A 14,340-nucleotide genomic window follows, 5' to 3' on the forward strand; every position below is an offset into this window, starting at 1 on the left:
AGTACTCCGTGCCACGCATCCGGCTCGACCCGGAAGACGGACCGGTCGTCACACTCCGGTTGGACCACCCGCCTCTGAACGCGTTCGACTCCGCGCAGCGGGCGGAACTGGCCGCCGCGGTCCGCCTGCTGGCCGACCGCCGTTCCGTACGGGCCGTCGTGCTCTACGGCGGCGAACGCCTTTTCGCGGCCGGCGCGGACATCAAGGCGCTGGCGGCCATGGACCCCGAGGAGGTACGCGCCTGGAACCGGGCGCTCCAGCGCACCTTCGACGAGGTGGCCCGGTTGCCGATGCCCGTGGTCGCGGCGGTCACCGGGCACGCGCTCGGCGGAGGCATGGAACTCGCCCTGTGCGCCGACCACCGGGTGGCTGCCGAGGACGCGGTGCTGGGCCAACCGGAGGTATTGCTCGGCATCATGCCGGGCTCCGGCGGCACCCAGCGGCTGGCCCGTCTGATCGGCCCGGCGCGCGCGAAGGACCTGCTGATGACCGGGCGCGGTGTCGGGGCCACCGAGGCGCTGCGGATCGGTCTGGTGGACGAGGTCGTCGCGCCGGGCTCGGCGCACACCGCCGCGCTCGCCTACGCGCGGCGGCTCGCGGCCGGGCCACCGGCCGCCCTGGAGGCGATCAAGGAGGCGGTGGACCACGGCGGCGACGCGGGGCTCGGCGCCGGGCTCGCGTTGGAACGTGCCCTGTTCACGGGGGTCTTCGGCACGGCCGATGCGGCCACCGGACTGCGCTCCTTCCTCGAACACGGCCCCGGAAAGGCCCGGTTCGCCGGCCCGGCCCGCCCGGACACCGGCTGCCCGTCCGACGGCATGCCCCGCGACGACCCGGAGGGGACGGACGGCATGAAGGGACGCTCGACATGAAGGCACTGCGCTGGCACGGGGCAGGCGATCTGCGGCTGGAGGAGGTGCCCGAGCCTCCGGAACCCAGGGCGCACGAGGCCGTCCTGGAGGTCTCCTGGTGCGGGGTCTGCGGCACCGACCTGCACGAATTCCTGGAAGGCCCGCACATGATCCGCCCCGCCCCGCACCCGCTCACCGGCGTGAGCCCCCCGCTCGCCCTGGGGCACGAGCTGAGCGGCACCGTCGTCGCACTCGGCGCCGACGTACCCGGTATCGCCGTCGGCGACCGAGTGGCCGCCGACCCGGTCTGGCGGTGCGGTGTGTGCTTCTGGTGCGCCCGCGGCGAGTACCACATCTGTCCCCGGAGCGGATCGGTGGGCCTGGCCTCCCCTGGAGGGTTCGCCGAGCGCGTCACCGTACCGGTCTCCGGACTGACCCGGCTGCCGGACGCCGTGCCGGACGACCTGGCCGCCCTGGCCGAGCCGCTGGCCGTGGGCCTGCACGCGGTGACCAGGGCCGGCGTACGCGCCGGTGACAACGTCCTCGTCCTCGGCGGCGGTCCGATCGGCTTCGCCGTCGTCCTCGCGGCCCGGCTGGCCGGAGTCGCCGGGCTCTATGTGAGCGAACCGCTGGCCCCGCGCCGGGAGAAGCTACTCGGTGTCGGTGTCACCGAGGCGTTCGACCCGGCGGCGGTGGACGTACGCCGCGAGGTGTTCCTGCGCACCGGCCGGATCGGCCCGGACGCCGTCATCGACGCGACCGGGGTGCCCGCCCTCGCGGAGCAGGCCGTCGCCACAGTCCGGCGCGGCGGTCGGGTCGTGTTGGCCGGAGTGGGCCACGGCAGCGTCCGGTTCGACATGGGACAACTGGTGTTCTACGAACGCGCGGTACTCGGCACCCTCGGCTCCGCCTTCGACATCCCGCGCGTCGTCGATCTGCTGCGCACCGGGCGCCTGGACGCGACGCCCCTGCTCACCGGGCGGTTCTCGCTCGCCGAGGGGGCCGGTGTGTTCGCGGACCTGACCGCGGACCGGGCCCGTCACCTCAAGGTTGTGCTGACCCCGAAGGGACTGTGACATGGATTTCGACCTGCCAGAGGAGACCAGGGCACTCAAGGACCTGGTCCGCGAGTTCGCCGCCCGGGAAATCGCCCCCCACGCGGCCGGGTGGTCCGAGAACGAGGAGTTCCCGACCCATATCTTCACCAAACTCGGCGAACTGGGCCTGATGGGCATGCTCGTGCCGGAGGAGTACGACGGCGCGGGCTCGGACATGGTGTCGTACGTGGCGGTGATGGAGGAACTGGGCGCCGCCGACCAGTCGGTGGCCTCGTCGTGGAACGCGCACTCCACCATCGGCTCACTGCCGCTGCTGGCCTACGGCACCGAGGAGCAGAAGCGGCGCTGGCTGGCCCCGCTCGCACGCGGGGAGGCCATGGGGGCCTTCGGACTGACCGAGCCGGGCGCAGGATCCGACGCAGCCGGGATCACCACCACCGCCCGCCGCGACAAGGGCGGCTGGGTGATCAATGGCACCAAGATGTTCATCACCAATGCCGGGACCGACATCAGTCAGGGCGTGACGCTGCTGGCCGCCACGGGCCGGGACGCCGACGGGCGCAAGCGGTACGCGACCTTCTACGTCCCGATCGACACACCCGGCTACACCTGCGGCGCCAAGCTGAGGAAGCTCGGCTGGCACGCCATGGACACCAGGGAACTGGTCTTCCAGGACTGCCGGATCCCCGACGACCATCTGATCGGCGAGGAAGGGGGCGGGCTGCGCCAGTTCCTCGCCGTACTCGACAAGGGGCGGATCAGCGTGGCCGCGCTGAGCCTGTCGCTGGCCAGGGCGGCGCTGTCGCTGGCAGTCCGGCACGCGGCGGAACGGCGTCAGTTCGGCCGGCCGCTGGCCGACTTCCAGGCGATCGCCCACAAGATCGCCGACATCGGCACCGAATGCGAGGCCGCGCGCTGGCTCGTCTACCGCGCGGCCTGGCTCGCCGACCAGGGCCGTCCCTACACCACAGAGGCCGCAATGGCCAAACTGTACGCCTCCGAGGCCGCCAACCGCGCCGCGTCCGAGGCGGTCCAGATCCACGGCGGCTACGGCTATGTACGGGAGTCGGAGATCTCCCGGTTCTACGCCGACGCCAAGATCCTGGAGATCGGTGAGGGCACGAACGAGATCCAGCGCAACGTCATCGCGAAGGCCCTGGTCAAGAGGGCATGAGGCGGCGGACGTGAGGCGGGGTGAAGACGCTGGTGACCCGTCAGTTGCGGGACCCCGGTTCCGCCCCCGGCCCCCGCCGCGGCCCGCTGTCCGGCCGGGGAACCCGCGGGGTGCCCGGTGGCAGCGTGGACCCGGCACGGCTGTTGGTCGCGCCCACGGCTCGGGCCCGGGTTCAGGTTCCGACCGGGACGCCCTCCCAGGCGGCCTCGGGATCGAGCGGGAGCGCCAGGTGGGCGCGTTTGAATCCGGCGGCCCGCTCCTCGACGTCCGGCAACGCGGCCTCCGCGGCGCCGAACCCCCGGAACAGGGTGGCGCAGTACTCACGGGAGAGGAACGCGGGATCCCACGGCCCCTCGGGCCGCACCCACTGATAGGTGTGGTTGTGCAGGTTGAGGAACTGGAGCGTGGCCAGCCGGGGCTGGAACGGCTGGAACGTGCCGCGTTCGACCGCCTCCGTGAGCAGACCGGACACCAACTGTTCGAAGTCGGCGCGCTGGCCGAGCAGGGTCCGCAGCTCCGCCCCGCTCAGGCTGCGGTAGTCGTGCTCGTAGACCCAGATGTGGTCCAGCCTGCGGAAGATGATCGTCAGCAGCGACTCGGACAGCAGGCGCAGCCTGAGCAGGGGATCCTCGTCCAGCGCGGCGATCTGCCGGGCGCGCGACAGCAGCGGCCGCATCACCCGCGACTGGATCTCGATCAGCAGGTTCTCCTTGGAGCCGATGTAGTAGTAAAGGGCTCCCTTGGCGAGCCCGACCGCACGGCCCAGGTCGTTCACGGATGTCGCGGCGTATCCCTGACGGGCGAACAGCTCCGCCGCGGTGTCGATGATCTTCTGTCGTCTGACCTCGAATTCAGGTCCGTGGCCCGGTGGGCGTGGCATGTGTCTCTCCCCTGACGTGACAGCGCGGCGACAGGGCCTCGGGCCGCGTGCCCGCTCCGGCCGGCCTGTGGCCGACCGGGGGAGAACAGGCGTGGAGAACGCTGTCACCAGTTTGCTAGACCAAACGGTATATTAAAAATCGGCCGTGCAGGCGCTGCCCCTCGCGCACCGCCCGCACGAGGGTAGCGAGGACGCACATGACCGTGGCACCGCAGACCACCGCAGTGGACGCAGCCCACCGGGAACGCCTGCTGGAGATGTACCGCCGGATGCGCCGCATCAGGCGATTCGAGGAACGGGCCTCGGAGCTGTACAAAGCGACCGAGATTCCGGGTTTCCTGCACCTGTCGATCGGCCAGGAGGCCACCGCCGTCGGCGCCTGCTGGCCGCTGCGCGAGCGCGACGGCATCACCTCCACGCACCGCGGCCACGGCCATGTCCTGGCCAAGGGCCTGGACGCGGCCCCGATGATGGCCGAGTTGATGGGCCGGGCCGAGGGCACCTGCCACGGCCGCGGCGGCTCGATGCACATAGCCGACCCGCGCCTCGGCATCTACGGTGCCAACGGCATCGTCGGCGCCGGGCTCCCCATCGCCGCCGGAGTGGCGACTGCGGCGAAGCTCCGGGCCGCGGGCGATGTCGTCGTCGCGTTCTTCGGCGACGGCGCGGTCGCCCAGGGCATGTTCCACGAGGCCGTCAACCTGGCCGCCGTCTGGGACCTGCCGGTCGTCTTCCTGTGCGAGAACAACCACTACTCCGAGTTCTCCCCGGCCGCCGAACAGCACCGCGCCCCGCTGTCGGCGCGCGCCGCCGGGTACGGCGTCGGCTACCGGCACGTGGACGGCAACGACGTCCTCGCCGTGGCCGGACTGATGACGGACCTGGTGGCGGAGATGCGCGCGGGCGGCGGACCGGTTCTGGTCGAGGCCGAGACCTACCGCTGGCACGGCCACTACGAGGGCGACCCCGAGCGCTACCGCCCCTCCGAGGAGGTGGCCCGGGCCAAGGAACGCGATCCGCTCCTGGTGGCTCGCCGCCACCTGGCGCTGGCCGGCGCCTCCGACGCGGTGGCCGACGCCGTGGACGAGGAGATCGACCAAGAGATCGAGGCTGCCGTCGCCTGGGCCAGAAGCCTGCCCGAGCCCGCCCCCGAGACCCTGTACGACTTCGTCTCCGCACCGCGCCCCGCCCGGCCCGAGCCCCCCGTCCCGCCCGCCGGCGCCGAGGTCTTCCGTACCATGGACGCCGTACGGCTGGCCCTGGAGCACGAACTCACCGCCGATCCCGACGTGTTCCTCGCCGGCATCGACGTCGGCGAGGGCGGCAACGTCTTCGGCCTCACCCGGGGTCTGGCCCGGGCGTTCCCCGGCCGGGTCCGTGACACGCCGATCAGTGAGAGCGCCGTCCTCGGCACCGCGGTCGGCGCGGCCATGGCCGGGATGAAGCCCGTCGTCGAGATCATGTACATGGACTTCATCGGCGTTTGTCTCGACATGCTCCTCAACCAGGCGGCCAAACTACGCTTCATGACCGGCGGCCGCGCCTCGCTGCCGCTCGTGGTGCGCACCCAGTTCGGCGCGGGCCGCTCCTCGGGCAGCCAGCACTCGCAGAGCCTGGAGGCCCTGCTCGCGCACATCCCCGGGCTGACCGTGGTGATGCCCTCCGGCCCGGCCGAGACCTACGGACTGCTGCGCGCAGCCATCCAGGACCCCAACCCAGTGGTCTTTGTGGAGAACCGTCTCCAGTACGGCCTCAAGGGCCCGCGCCCTGAGCCCGGCCACCTCGTCCCACTGGGCCGCGCCAAGGTGGTGAGGGAGGGCACCGACATCACCCTCGTCTCCTGGTCCCGGATGGTCCAGGACGCCGTCGCCGCCGCGGAACTGGTCGCCGCGGAGGGCATCAGCGTCGAGGTCGTCGACCTGCGGACCATCACCCCACTGGACCGTACGACCGTACTCGACTCCCTGGCGAAGACCAGCCGTCTGGTCATCGCGCACGAGGCGGTACGGGACTTCGGTGTCGGCGCAGAACTGGCGGCCCTCGCCGCCGACGAGGGTTTCTGGCACCTTGACGCCCCCGTCACCCGGGTCGCGCCGCCGCCCACCCCGGCCCCCTACGCCCCCTCGCTGGAGCGGCTGTGGCTGCCGTCGCGCGACACCGTGGCCGGCACCCTGCGCCGGATCGCGGCGGTCTGAACACGCGCGGCAGACGCGGAAAGCGCACGAGACAGACGGAAAGGGGGTTCCCGGGAATCCGGTTCCGAGAACCCCCTTCCGCTTCCACCCTTTTCGCAGGTCCGCCACCGTCCCGGGCCTGACCGGCAGGACGGGGCGGTGGGACGGTGGCGGACGTCGGTGGCGGTGCGGGACGCCGCCGGTCAGACGGTCGCGACGGGCGTCAGCGGACTCCCCTGCGTACCGGGGAGGTTGAGCGGCGGAGCAGTCAGCAGGAACCGGCTGCGGCCGTGCTCGCGCAGCCAGGCGGCGAGGTCGTGGAGGTACCACAGTTCACCCAGCGGCACGCCCAGCTTGAACAGGCACAGATGATGGATGGGCAGCAGGGTGTGCGGCTCGGCGATGTCCTGGGTGACCCCCACGCCCTCCACGGCGTAGTTGTCCGCGACCAGCGCGGAGATCCCGGAGCTGGCGATCCACTCCAGCAGTGCCGGGTCGGAGGCATCGAGGTAGGACGCCGTCCGGTGGATGGCCACGGGGTCGGGGTTCTTCTCCCACGCCAGGACCTGGGTGGCGAACCCGGTGTGCAGCAGGAGCATGTCGCCCGGCTCGACGGTCACACCGTCGGCCGCCATGATCTCCTGGAGCAGCGTCAGGCCGACCGGCTGGTGGCCGGTGCCGAGGTGGTGGGCGAGGTCGACGAGGACGCCCCGGCCCTGCACGCCGTGCGCCGCCATGTGTTCGAGCCCGAGATGGCGGGCGAAGCCGAGACTGCCGCTGCCGTCGCCCTTGGCGTCCTCCGCGGGGCCGACGATGTCGGCGCCCGCGCGGTAACCGTTGTAGTAGACGGGCTCGGCGACGCCGTCGCCGTCCGCGTCGAACTCGGCACCCTGGTGCGCGAGAGCGTCCCACTGGGTGGAGTACTGGAGCCAGAGGGTCACCACGTCGTCCGACCACACGTCGATGAGCCGAGGGCTGATCTGCTCGCGGGCGACGACGTTGTAGAAGACATCCTGCCGGTGCGCCAAATCCTCGGTGGGACGCAGAACAGGCGGATAACGCCGCTGGTTGAGGGCGGTCCCGCCCGGGTAGTCGAGCGGCAGGCTGAGGCTGAAGGCTATCCCGTGCTCCACCTCGCGCACCCCCTGCAGTACCTTCTCGGCGGTGAGCAGGTTGATGCGGCCCAGTTCGTCGTCCTCGCCCCAGTCGCCCCAGGTCGATCCCGGTGGCCGCTGCTTCCAACGCTTCGTCATGATCGTGCCTCCTCAGGCGACGGTCCCCGTCGACAGTCGATGGCCATGCTATTCAGATGTGTACTGAACGGTCAATAATTAAGGAAATAATTCTTGGGGTGGATCGCATGCCCCATCTGTGCAATAGACTGAATGGTCGAAAGAGGTTCCCGACATGGGAGAGAGAAGAATGAGTGAATCCGTGAAGGCTCTCGTCTCCGCCGGTATCCGGACCGTGATCGGAGCGCATGCCCAGGCGCAGGACGCCGCGCGCACCGACGAGCTCGTCGCCCTGTACACCCCGGACGCGGTCCTGGAGGTCCCCGGCCTTCCGCCCGTCGAGGGGCGCGACGCCCTCCGCGCGGCGTTCACGGGATGGGCGCCGGCCACCCCGCAGCTGCACCTGGTGTCCAACATCGTCATCACGTCCTGGACCGAGAACGAGGCGACGGCCGTCAGTGACGTCGCCTTCCTCCAGCGCGGCGAGTCCGGCTGGCAGGTACGCCTGGTCGGCCGCTACGACGACACGCTCACCCACCACGACGGCGCGTGGCGCTTCCGCCGCCGGGCCACGACCTACCAGAGGTGAACCGGACCCCCCGCCCCGCCGCACCTTCTTCGTGCCTCATGACACTTTTTGATCTTTGGAGCCGCACATGAGCACAGCGAGTACGGATACGAACACCACCATGGCGGCGTCCGTGGCGGCGCACGCGGCCATCGCCGCGTATGCGCGGGCGCTGGACGCCGGAGGGCTGGACGCGGTCGTGGACCTGTTCTGGCCCGACGGCGTGGCCGAGATCGGCGGCGTTGGCACGTTCGAGGGCCATGACGCCATCCGCGAGGGCTATGCCGCGTTCATCCCCACGCAGCCGCAACTGCACTTCGTCGGCAACACCGTGGTCACCTCCTCGTCGGCGGACGAAGCCACCGCCACCAGTGACCTGGCCTTCTTTGCGCGTGGCGCGTCCTGCTGGGAGGTGCGGCTGGTCGGCCGCTACCAGGACACGCTGTGCCGCCGCGCGGGCGAGTGGCGTTTCCAGCGCCGAGTCACGACCTTCCGGGCCTGACCGCAGGCGATCGATCGCTCGACCGCTGTCCGCGGCGCTCGGGCCGGAGTCCGGTCCGGCCCGGCGCCGTAGCTGCCGCGTCAGGCTTCTGCCGGGCTGCCGCCGCCGGTCGTCGCGGCGCCGGGAGTCTCACCGGCCTTCGAGAAGCGGAAGGTCGGGTAGTCGTCCCCTTGGGCTTCCCGGATCAGTTGTTGGAGCTTCCAGCGCCCGGTCGGGTTCAGCAACTGCCGCACGGCCTTGCCCGGGATGTTGGAGCCGTAGAAGTAGCTGGCGCGCTGGAAGATGGACAGCGACGAGCTGTCGTTCATGAGGTCCGTCCACTCCCGCTCCGCGGACTCCTCGACCTCGATGACCTCGTAGCCCCGCTCCCGGGTACGCATCAGCGCGTCGTGGACGAAGTCCGCCTGGTCCCCGGCATAGCGAGGGTTGTTGCCGGTGGCTCCGTGCGGGCCACCGGGGAAGAAGAAGTTCGGGAAGCCCACGGCGGCGACTCCGAGATAAGTGGCCGGCCCGTCCGCCCAGTACTCCTCCAGCGCCAGACCTCGCTTGCCGCGCACCCCGAGCCGGTTCAGGGCTCCGGTGCCGAAGTCGTAGCCGGTGCCCCAGATGATGATGTCGAACTCGCGCAGACCCGCGGTGGTCTCGATACCGGTCTCCGTGATGCGGACGATGGGCTCCTCGGGCAGCGCGACCAGCGAGACGTTCGGCCTGTTGTACGCCTCGTAGTAGCCGGTGCCGAACGGCGGGCGCCGCGCCCCGTAGCCGCCGTCCGTCGGGATCAGCCGCCGCGCCGTCTCGGGGTCGGCCACGATGCCACGGATCTTGTCGGCCATGAACGCGCACCATTCGGCGTTGACCTCAGGATTGCTCGTCATGTCGCGGTAGTGCTCGGTCAGCTTGGTGAAGCCGGGGCTGTTCCAGATCTTCTCGTAGAACTTCTGCCGCTCCTCCGGGGCGACATCCGCGCCGCTGACCGGGTTCAGGGTGTGCAGGAACCCGCTCGGTGAGGTGTTGAGGGTGTCCCGGATCCGTTCGAAGTCGGCCTTCAGCGCCTGCTGTTCCTCGGGCGTGACGGGCCGGTTGTGCAGGGGTGTCACCCAGTCGGCCTTCTGCTGGTACACCGTCAGGGAGGCCACCTCGCCGGCGATCGCCGGGACGACCTGTACCCCACTGGAGCCGGTGCCGACGAGCGCCACCCGCTTCCCGGTGAAGTCGATCGGTGTGCTCGGCCAGCGGCTCGTGTGGTGCTGTGCCCCGCGGAAGTCCTCCCGGCCTGCGACGGGCGGGATGAACGGCACCGAAAGGTTCCCCGTCGCCGCGACGAGGAAACGGGTGCGCAGCGTCGTCCCGTTCCCGGCTCGTACGGTCCAGGTACCGGTTGTCTCGTCGAAGACCGCCGAGGTCACCGGCGCGTCGAAGACGATGTCACGGCGCAGTCCGAAGCGGTCGACCACGTGGTTGAAGTACCGCTCGATCTCCGGCTGTCCGGCGTACTGCTCCGACCACTCCCACTCCTCCCACAGCTCTTTCGAGAACAGATAGCCGTAGGTGTAGCTCTCCGAGTCGAAGCGCGCCTCCGGATACCGGTTCCAGTACCAGACGCCGCCGACACCGCCGCCGGCCTCCAGCAGCTTCGCCGAGAGATGGGACTGCCTGGCCCGGTACAGCTGGTAGATGCCGGTGACACCGGCGCCGACCACCACGACATCCAGCGTCTCGGCCGGACCGTCCTCCCGGTCCGCTGCAGCGTCCGCCTCCACTGTCGATTCGCTCATCTTCCCTCCACGCCGAACAGGGGGCTGCCCGTGCCCACGATTGTTATATCGACCGGTCGATCGAATATTCCGAGCCTAGAGGAGTGCCGGAGTCCGATCAATGCCGAAGGCCGGTTCGGCTCCGCACGGGGAAGTGTGGCGGGTGTGTCTCGGCATGCGAATGTCGGAAGCGTTGATTATATCGACCGTTTGGTCTAACTTTCGCGGCGGGGGATGACATCGACGTCGTGCCGACAGGAGCCGCACATGACCGCCAAGGATGCCGAGAAGCCCGCCGACCTGCGCAGCGCCGGGCTCGACGCGATGCGCGCGGCCCTGCCCGGAGTGTTCCCCGAAGGGGACGTCGACCTGAGAGACGGGCGGCTCGGGGACGAGTTGGTCGAGATCGGCCTGACCAGCGTCTGGGGCGCACTGTGGGCCCGCGAGGGACTCGGTCCGCGCGACCGGAGCCTGGTCACGTTGGGGGTCCTCATCGCACTCGGCTCCGAGACCGAGCTGAAGACGCACTTCCGCGTCGGGATCACCAACGGGTTGACCGAGGAAGAGATCGCCGAGGTCATCTACCACGCCGCGGGCTACGCGGGGTTCCCGGCCGCGACGGCGGCCCGGGGCGCGGCCCGCGAAGCCCTGTCCGGCTGACGCCGGCACACCCTACGGTCCTCGTGCCATTGCCTACAGCCACGCACCACCACGCACAGCCAACCACCACTACGTAACTACGCATCACCACCCCCAACTAGGAGCGCGCATGTCACTACAGGGGAAGGTCGCGGTCGTCACGGGAGGCGCACGCGGTATCGGACAGGCGATCGCCACCGTACTTGCCCAGCGCGGCGCGGCGGTCGCGGTGTGGGATCTGAACGCCGAGGGCGCCGAGAAGTCCGCCGCGGCGATCCAGGAAGCCGGCGGCCGGGCGATCGCGGTCGCCGGAGACGCCGCCGACGCGCGTGCCGTCGCCGCCGCGGCGGCCCGCACCCGCGCCGAACTGGGCGCTGTCGGCATCCTCGTCAACAACGCGGGGACCACCGCCTACCAGCCCTTCACCAGCATCAGTGAAGAGGCGTGGGACCGGATGATCGGGATCAACCTCAAGGGTCCGTTCCTGGTCACCAGAGAGCTGGTGCCGGACATGCTCACGGCGGGCTGGGGCCGGATCGTCAACATCTCGTCCTCGTCGGCCCAGACGGGAGCCCCGTCCATGGCTCACTACGCGGCGTCCAAAGGCGGGGTCATCGGCTTCACCAGGGCGCTGGCGATGGAGTACGCGGCCCAGGGGATCACCGTCAACCACGTACCCCCGGGTTTCATCGACACCCCGCTGGTGCGTGAGGGCCCCGTCGACGTGGAAGCGGCGGCGGCCCGTATGCCGATGAAGCGCGCCGGGCGGCCGGAGGATGTCGCGTACGCGGTGGCCTACCTGGCGTCGGCGGAGGCCGGATACGTCACCGGACAGACCCTCAGCACCAACGGCGGACGCTACCTGGCATGACGCCCGTACCCATGTACTGTCCGCATCCCGGCGCAACGGAGTCAGCGATGACGATGGACCGCGGCACGGCCGCCCCGGCCCGGATCCTGGTGGTGGGGGCCTCGGCGTCCGGTCTCACCACGGTGGAAGCACTGAGACGCAAGGGTTACACCGGGAAGATCCAGGTCCTGGGCGACGAGCCGCACGCCCCCTACGACCGGCCCCCGCTGTCGAAACAGGTGCTCTCCGGGGCGTGGGAGCCGGAGCGGACGGCCCTGCGCGCCCCGGGCGTCCTGGCGGACCTGGACGCCGAATTCCTGCTCGGCGACGAGGCGGTGGCGCTGGACGCCCGCGCCCGGACCGTACAGACGGCGTCCGGACGGGAATTGTCCGCCGACGCCATCGTGATCGCCACCGGCGCCCGGGCACGCGCCCTGCCCGGCCAAGAGGGCCTGCGCGGTGTGCATGTGCTGCGTGGCCTGGACGATGCCCTGGCCCTGAAGAGGGAACTCCTGCCCGGTGCCCGGCTGGTGGTCGTCGGTGAAGGCGTCCTCGGCTCCGAGATCGCGGCGACGGCCCGTGCCCTGGGTCTCGTCGTCACCCTCACCGGACCGCTGGCGGCACCCATGGCCCTCCAGGTGGGGCCTATGGTGTCGGGCCTGCTGGCGGAGCTGCACATCGAGCGCGGGGTACGGCTGCGGCTGGGCGCGGGGGTCGCGGCGCTGACTCGCCGCGGCGGACGGGTCACCGGCGTCGAACTCACCACCGGGGTCCACCTCCCGGCCGACGTGGTGGTGGTCGCGGTCGGCGCGGCACCGGCCACCGGCTGGCTGGCCGACAGCGGACTCGCCCTCGAGAACGGCGTGGTCTGTGACTCCCGGTGCCGCGCCGCGGAGGGCGTCTTCGCGGTCGGTGACGTGGCCCGCTTCCACCACGAGGGGCTGGGCCGCGCCGTGCGCCTGGAGAACCGTACGAACGCCACGGAACAGGCCGTCGCCGTGGCCGGGGCGATCCTCGGCGAGGACCGGCCCTACGCTCCCGTGCCCTATTTCTGGACCGACCAGTTCGACGCCAGACTCCAGCTGCACGGGGTCGTCACCGCAGCTCCCGGGGCCGCCGAGACCGTCGAGGTCGTCGAGGGCGACGTGGCGTCACGGCGGTTCGTGGCCCGGTACACCAGCGATGGCGTCGTCACCGGCGTCCTCGGCTGGAACATGCCGAAGCAGACCCGGGCGCGCCGCCAGGAAGTCGTGGCCGCCCAGGCCGCGCTCGTCGTCCCGGCCCGGTGAACCGGCCCGGGAAAAACGAACCAGCGAAGAACAGAGAACTGGGAGAGGCTCGATGAAGGTCGTCGTCGACGAAGAGAAATGTGTTGCCGCGGGGCAGTGTGTGGCCGCCGCAGCGAAGGTGTTCGACCAACGTGACGAGGACGGTGTCGTGGTCCTGCTGAACGCGAATCCGCCGGCGGATCTGGCCGACGACGTCCGCGACGCCGCCGCGGTCTGCCCCGCGCTGGCGATTCTGATCGAGGAATGACGATGCGGGAACGACAACGCCGGGACGACGCAGGTCTTCCGCGTGGTACTTCAGGGAGTTGCCATGGACGAATTGAGTTTTGACGGACGGGTGGCCGTCGTCACCGGAGCCGGGCGGGGGATCGGGCGGGCGCACGCCCGGCTGCTGGCCGAGCGCGGGGCGAAGGTCGTGGTGAACGACCTCGGCGGGTCGATGGCGGGTGAGGGGACCGACACCGGTCCGGCTCACCAGGTCGTCGAGGAGATCGTCACGGCGGGCGGCACGGCACTGGCCGACACCCACGACGTCGCCACACAGGCCGGTGGCCAGGCGATCGTCGACAGCGCGCTCGACGCCTTCGGGCGGATCGACATCCTGGTGAACAACGCCGGGATCATCCGCTGGGCGGGCCTTCCCGAGGTCGACCTGGACAACCTGCGGCGCCATCTGGACGTGCACCTGCTCGGTTCGTTCACCACCCTGAAGGCGGCCTGGCCGCACTTCGTGGAGCAGGGCTACGGACGCGTCGTGCTGACCACCTCCGCCGGGCTGTTCGGCCTGGAGAACAACCTGTCGTACGCCGCCGCCAAGGGCGGTGTCATCGGTCTGGCTCGCAGCGCGCGGCTCGCGGGGGAGCCGCACGGGATCAAGGTCAACCTCATCGCGCCCGCCGCGATGACCCGCATGGGCGGCGCACAGGACACCGGCGGGGCACCGGGTACCGGTGAGGCGGCGGGCGCCGCCGAGAGAGCCTCGGGCACGTCCGCCGCTCCGCCGTACATGCCCTCCGAAGCGGTGGCCCCCATGGTGGCCCTGCTCGCGCACGAGACCTGCCCGGTCAGCGGGGAGATCTACTCGGCGGGCGCGGGGCGTTTCGCGCGTTTCTTCATCGGTTCCACGCAGGGCTATGTGCACGAGGACGGCACTGCCACGATCGAGGACATCGCCGCGAACTGGGACGCCGTCAACGATGAGAAGGACTACTACGTACCGTCCGACCTGATGGCGTGGACGGGCGCGTTCCTGGGCCACCGGCTCCGCCAGGACCTGGGCTCCGCCTCCGGCTGAACCCCGGACCGGCCGCTCCCGCGCCGGTCCGGGCGAAGGGTCCCGTGCCACTCCCTCTCGGAGCGGCACGGGACC

At 70.8% G+C, this 14,340-nt stretch carries 14 protein-coding genes; 11 read left to right on the forward strand and 3 right to left on the reverse strand.

Translation table 11 applies throughout. The features are described from left to right. The first annotated feature begins 8 nt into the window (after window positions 1-8). The 3 genes from AB0O07_RS09820 to AB0O07_RS09830 are packed head-to-tail and all read left to right on the forward strand — an operon-like array spanning window position 9 to window position 3,083. On the forward strand, window positions 9-872 hold the full coding sequence (locus AB0O07_RS09820) for an enoyl-CoA hydratase/isomerase family protein (protein WP_365629721.1): 864 nt from the start codon (window positions 9-11) through the stop codon (window positions 870-872). Continuing rightward, window positions 869-1,927, forward strand: a complete 1,059-nt coding sequence (locus tag AB0O07_RS09825) for an alcohol dehydrogenase catalytic domain-containing protein (protein ID WP_365629724.1) — start codon at window positions 869-871, stop codon at window positions 1,925-1,927. The genes AB0O07_RS09820 and AB0O07_RS09825 overlap by 4 nt, the downstream gene beginning before the upstream one ends. A gap of 1 nt (window position 1,928) precedes the next feature. Then, window positions 1,929-3,083, forward strand: coding sequence for an acyl-CoA dehydrogenase family protein (locus AB0O07_RS09830; protein ID WP_365629727.1), 1,155 nt, complete (start codon window positions 1,929-1,931; stop codon window positions 3,081-3,083). A 172-nt stretch (window positions 3,084-3,255) separates the two neighbouring features. Here AB0O07_RS09830 and AB0O07_RS09835 read toward each other — a convergent pair whose 3' ends face one another. Further along, entirely contained in the window at window positions 3,256-3,963 is a 708-nt protein-coding gene (locus AB0O07_RS09835) for a TetR/AcrR family transcriptional regulator (protein ID WP_365629730.1), read from the reverse strand. Between the two features lie 197 nt (window positions 3,964-4,160). On the opposite strand from AB0O07_RS09835, the gene AB0O07_RS09840 reads away from it, so the two are divergent. Next, window positions 4,161-6,158, forward strand: coding sequence for a thiamine pyrophosphate-dependent enzyme (locus AB0O07_RS09840; RefSeq protein WP_365629733.1), 1,998 nt, complete (start codon window positions 4,161-4,163; stop codon window positions 6,156-6,158). Between the two features lie 182 nt (window positions 6,159-6,340). Here AB0O07_RS09840 and AB0O07_RS09845 read toward each other — a convergent pair whose 3' ends face one another. After that, complete coding sequence (locus AB0O07_RS09845; protein WP_365629736.1) at window positions 6,341-7,390, reverse strand: cyclase family protein; 1,050 nt, start codon at window positions 7,388-7,390, stop codon at window positions 6,341-6,343. A gap of 169 nt (window positions 7,391-7,559) precedes the next feature. Between AB0O07_RS09845 and AB0O07_RS09850 the strand changes: the two genes are divergently transcribed. Continuing rightward, complete coding sequence (locus tag AB0O07_RS09850; RefSeq protein ID WP_365629738.1) at window positions 7,560-7,958, forward strand: nuclear transport factor 2 family protein; 399 nt, start codon at window positions 7,560-7,562, stop codon at window positions 7,956-7,958. A 67-nt stretch (window positions 7,959-8,025) separates the two neighbouring features. Continuing rightward, window positions 8,026-8,439, forward strand: a complete 414-nt coding sequence (locus AB0O07_RS09855) for a nuclear transport factor 2 family protein (RefSeq protein ID WP_365629741.1) — start codon at window positions 8,026-8,028, stop codon at window positions 8,437-8,439. Between the two features lie 80 nt (window positions 8,440-8,519). On the opposite strand, the gene AB0O07_RS09860 is transcribed toward AB0O07_RS09855, so the two are convergent. Further along, window positions 8,520-10,214 carry an NAD(P)/FAD-dependent oxidoreductase gene (locus AB0O07_RS09860; RefSeq protein ID WP_365629744.1) on the reverse strand — a complete coding sequence of 565 codons (1,695 nt, stop codon included), beginning with the start codon at window positions 10,212-10,214 and terminating at the stop codon, window positions 8,520-8,522. Window positions 10,215-10,460: 246 nt separating this feature from the next. On the opposite strand from AB0O07_RS09860, the gene AB0O07_RS09865 reads away from it, so the two are divergent. From AB0O07_RS09865 to AB0O07_RS09885, 5 genes are all read left to right on the forward strand, one after another. Further along, window positions 10,461-10,853 carry a carboxymuconolactone decarboxylase family protein gene (locus AB0O07_RS09865; RefSeq protein ID WP_365629747.1) on the forward strand — a complete coding sequence of 131 codons (393 nt, stop codon included), beginning with the start codon at window positions 10,461-10,463 and terminating at the stop codon, window positions 10,851-10,853. 109 nt (window positions 10,854-10,962) lie between these two features. Then, entirely contained in the window at window positions 10,963-11,703 is a 741-nt protein-coding gene (locus tag AB0O07_RS09870) for an SDR family NAD(P)-dependent oxidoreductase (protein WP_365629750.1), read from the forward strand. A gap of 47 nt (window positions 11,704-11,750) precedes the next feature. Beyond that, the gene (locus tag AB0O07_RS09875; RefSeq protein WP_365629753.1) at window positions 11,751-12,971 is read left to right on the forward strand and encodes an FAD-dependent oxidoreductase; all 1,221 of its coding nucleotides are present in this window, start codon (window positions 11,751-11,753) and stop codon (window positions 12,969-12,971) included. 52 nt (window positions 12,972-13,023) lie between these two features. Next, window positions 13,024-13,218: a ferredoxin gene (locus AB0O07_RS09880; RefSeq protein ID WP_365629756.1), complete on the forward strand. Its 195-nt coding sequence runs from the start codon at window positions 13,024-13,026 to the stop codon at window positions 13,216-13,218. Window positions 13,219-13,281: 63 nt separating this feature from the next. Beyond that, a complete protein-coding gene (locus AB0O07_RS09885; RefSeq protein ID WP_365629759.1) occupies window positions 13,282-14,265 on the forward strand; it encodes an SDR family NAD(P)-dependent oxidoreductase in 984 nt (327 codons plus the stop codon). The last annotated feature ends 75 nt before the right edge of the window (window positions 14,266-14,340 follow it).

It is taken from the genome of Streptomyces sp. NPDC093085 (assembly GCF_040683935.1).
In the GTDB taxonomy this organism is placed as follows: domain Bacteria; phylum Actinomycetota; class Actinomycetes; order Streptomycetales; family Streptomycetaceae; genus Streptomyces.